Below are 4,018 nucleotides of genomic sequence, written 5' to 3' on the forward strand. Positions count from 1 at the left end.
AATAGGAGATAAACACCTATGATTAATGTTTACCTCCTACTCGATTGTCTTTTAAGATGATTAAGCTTAAGATTTATTTATAAAGGGAGTGTATCCTGCATTCGCCGTAGAGCTTCATTATAGTCTGAAATCAATTCTTTCATGACTTCGTCTACAGGTTGCAACCGTTTGATCAGTGAAGCTATTTGTCCGATTTCCAGTTCGCCATCAAAGATATCCCCTTCGAAAATTCCTTTCTTTGCGCGTCCTCTTCCCAAAATATTCCGTAATTCATCAATTGAGGCTCCTCTTTGTTCTGCTTCTTCAATCTGATGATAGAAATCGTTTTTAACCAGTCGGGTAGGAGCAAGCTGTTTTAAAGTCAGGATGGTATCTCCTTCATTCAGACGCAGACATCGGTCCTTGAAAGTAAAGTGAGCTGAACTTTCTTCGGTGAGAGCAAAACGGGTTCCTATTTGTACTCCATCTGCGCCTAAGGCCCTTGCTGCAAGGATTCCTTCTCCGGTGGCGATGCCACCTGCAGCAATCAACGGAACGGTACACATTTTCCGGATGGCAGGAATCAAACACATGGTTGTTGTTTCTTCACGTCCATTGTGACCGCCGGCTTCGAATCCTTCAGCTACAATGGCATCCACTCCGACTTCTTCACATTTCATGGCGAAGCGTAGTGAGGAAACAACATGAACGACTTTCATTCCATGTTCGTGCAGAAAGTCTGTCCATGTTTTCGGACTTCCGGCAGAAGTAAATACGATTTTTACATTCTCTTCTACAAGAATCTGCATGATCGATTCTATTTCAGGATACATCAGTGGAACATTCACACCAAAAGGCTTGTCGGTAGCCTGCCGGCATTTGTGCAGATGCTCACGCAGGGTGTCAGGATGCATGGAACCCGCTCCCAGCAATCCCAGTCCTCCGGCGTTACTTACGGCAGATGCCAGTCGCCAGCCGCTGCACCAGGCCATTCCGCCTTGAATAATCGGATATTGAATACCGAAAAGATGACATATTTTGTTCATACGCATTTAAATATCTGGTTAAGCATGTCTTTTGGCGAATATCGGAAAAAAGCGTAACTTTGCCAACGGTTTTATTGCATTTTGTAGATCTTAAAAAATTATTTTCGTGTTATTCTTACAATTGCTTGTGGTCCTGGTGGCCATTATTATTGGTGCCCGTTTGGGAGGCATTGGTTTGGGTGTGATGGGAGGCGTAGGCCTGGCCATCCTCAGTTTTGTGTTTGGTCTGCAACCGACGGCGCCGCCTATTGATGTCATGCTGATGATTGCAGCCGTGATTGCAGCAGCTTCATGTATGCAGGCTGCGGGTGGTCTGGAATATATGGTTAAAGTAGCCGAACATATTCTTCGGCGTAATCCGGCTAAAGTAACTATTCTCAGTCCGATCGTTACTTATCTGTTTACATTTATTGCAGGAACGGGTCACATAGCCTATTCGGTACTTCCTGTGATTGCGGAAGTTGCCCGTGAAACAAAGATTCGTCCTGAACGTCCTTTGGGCATTGCGGTCATTGCATCGCAACAGGCAATTACAGCCAGTCCGATTTCGGCCGCTACGGTAGCTTTGCTGGGCTTGCTGGCAGGCTTTGACATTTCGTTGTTTGATATATTGAAGGTTACGGTTCCTGCTACATTGATCGGTGTGCTGGTAGGCGCTTTCTGTTCGATGAAGGTCGGTAAGGAACTGGAGGATGATCCCGAATATCAGCGCCGGTTGAAGGAAGGAATGATTGAGGAAGTGACACAGGAAAGTACTCGTATCGAGAATCTTTCTAAAGCACGGATTTCCGTGCTGATCTTTCTTTTCGCTACATTTTTAATAGTGTTGTTTGGTTCCATCGATTCGCTTCGTCCCAGTTTTGAAGTAAACGGACAAGTAACCATGCTCAATATGCCTTCTATTATTGAAATTATCATGCTTAGTACGGCAGCTGTTATTCTTTTGGTATGCCGCATTGATGGAATCAAGGCTGTACAAGGAAATATATTCCCGGCAGGTATGCAGGCGGTGATTGCTATATTTGGTATTGCCTGGATGGGAGATACATTTATTGCCGGTAACCTGGAGCAGCTGAAAGGCTCGATAGAACAAGTCGTTCAAAGCATGCCCTGGCTGTTTGGTGTGGCTCTGTTTGTGATGTCCATTTTGTTGTATAGCCAGGCTGCGACCATTCGCGCGGTGGTTCCTCTGGGTATTGCCTTAGGTATTTCGCCGTTATTGCTTATAGCTTTGTTTCCTGCGGTAAATGGTTATTTCTTTATTCCTAACTATCCGACAGTCGTTGCAGCCATCAACTTTGACCGGACAGGAACAACACGGATTGGTAAATATATTCTGAACCATTCTTTTATGATGCCCGGACTGGTGTCAACCATTGTAGCAATCCTGGTAGGCCTGCTGTTGATTCAGGTTTTGTTCTGATTCTTCCGGTCATTCATTTCGAAGAAAGTATAAGGTCCCGTTTTCAGTTCTACCTTGTATGGAGCTGAGAACGGGACTTTTTTATCTTGTTTTGGGGATAAAGACAGAGAAATTTGCCTTTCGGAGGACAGGCAATAAATATTAATCGTACTTTTGCGGGCAGAAAACTTAAACTGTAGACACATGGAACCGATACAAAAAATTAATAAAGTAGAAGTCCGTAACCTGCAGATGGACGACTATGCCCAGCTGGCTCAGTCGTTTACCCGCGTGTATGCGGACAAGGATGTGTTCTGGACCAGAGAACAAATCAAGACGTTGATCACTATTTTCCCTGAAGGACAGATTGTAACTGTTGTCGATGACAAGATTGTCGGTTGTGCACTTTCCATTATCGTAGATTACGATATGGTAAAGGGAGATCACACCTACGCCAAAGTAACCGGCAATGAAACCTTTAATACGCACAACCCTAAGGGAAACATCCTGTATGGCATAGAAGTATTTATCCATCCCGATTACCGGGGACTGCGTCTGGCACGCCGTATGTACGAATATCGCAAGGAACTTTGTGAGAAGTTGAATCTGAAGGCGATCATGTTTGGCGGGCGTATTCCGAATTATTATAAATATGCCGATACGATGCGCCCCAAGGAATATATCGAAAAGGTACGTTCCCGTGAAATCTATGATCCGGTTCTGACTTTCCAACTCTCCAATGATTTCCACGTACGCCGTGTGATGCGCAATTATTTGCCTAATGATGAGGAGTCCAAGCATTGTGCAACACTGCTTCAGTGGGATAACATCTATTATCAGCCGCCTACAGATTCGTATGTAGACAAGAAGACAACCGTGCGTGTGGGACTTGTCCAGTGGCAGATGCGTTCCTATCAGACTCTTGATGACGTGTTCGAACAGGTAGAGTTCTTTATTGATGCGGTGTCCGGTTATAAGAGCGATTTTGTGCTTTTCCCCGAATATTTCAATGCGCCGCTGATGGCGAAGTTCAATCACATGGGGGAGGCTCAGTCCATTCGTGCCTTGGCTCAGTACACCGAAGAAATTCGCGATCGTTTTATCAATCTGGCAATCAAGCATAACATTAATATCATTACCGGCAGTATGCCGTATGTAAAGGCAGAAGACAATGGCTTGTATAATGTCGGTTTCCTGTGCCGTCGTGACGGATCCTATGAAATGTATGAAAAAGTACATGTCACTCCGGACGAAGTGAAGAGCTGGGGATTGAGCGGAGGACGCATGGTGAAGACTTTCGATACGGATTGCGCCAAGATTGGTGTTCTGATCTGTTACGATGTGGAATTCCCGGAACTGTCCCGTCTGATGGCTGATCAGGGTATGCAGATTCTGTTTGTTCCGTTCCTTACCGATACACAGAACGGCTATTCCCGGGTACGTGTCTGCGCTCAGGCCCGTGCAATCGAAAACGAATGCTTTGTAGTCATTGCCGGAAGTGTCGGAAACTTGCCTCGCGTGCATAATATGGATATCCAATATGCTCAGTCCGGTGTGTTTACTCCTTGCGATTTGGTTTCCCGACTGACGG

At 45.3% G+C, this 4,018-nt stretch carries 3 protein-coding genes; 2 read left to right on the forward strand and 1 reads right to left on the reverse strand.

The genetic code is table 11. The features are described from left to right. Positions 1–77 precede the first annotated feature (77 nt). On the reverse strand, positions 78–1,025 hold the full coding sequence (locus BACCOPRO_RS02185; protein WP_040311105.1) for an NAD(P)H-dependent flavin oxidoreductase: 948 nt from the start codon (positions 1,023–1,025) through the stop codon (positions 78–80). A 106-nt stretch (positions 1,026–1,131) separates the two neighbouring features. Here BACCOPRO_RS02185 and BACCOPRO_RS02190 point away from each other — a divergent pair, with 106 nt between their 5' ends. Both BACCOPRO_RS02190 and BACCOPRO_RS02195 read left to right on the forward strand, forming a co-directional pair. Beyond that, positions 1,132–2,448, forward strand: coding sequence for an anaerobic C4-dicarboxylate transporter family protein (locus BACCOPRO_RS02190; RefSeq protein ID WP_008140489.1), 1,317 nt, complete (start codon positions 1,132–1,134; stop codon positions 2,446–2,448). 183 nt (positions 2,449–2,631) lie between these two features. Next, positions 2,632–4,018 (forward strand): carbon-nitrogen hydrolase family protein (locus BACCOPRO_RS02195; protein ID WP_008140491.1); only part of this gene is annotated, 1,387 nt, incomplete at its 3' end.

It is taken from the genome of Phocaeicola coprophilus DSM 18228 = JCM 13818 (genome assembly GCF_000157915.1).
In the GTDB taxonomy this organism is placed as follows: Bacteria; Bacteroidota; Bacteroidia; order Bacteroidales; family Bacteroidaceae; genus Phocaeicola; species Phocaeicola coprophilus.

Bases quoted from the DNA above. Each gene is read 5' to 3' on its own strand.
- BACCOPRO_RS02185 (WP_040311105.1), bottom strand. From the start codon at position 1,025: ATGAACAAAATATGTCATCTTTTCGGTATTCAATATCCGATTATTCAA.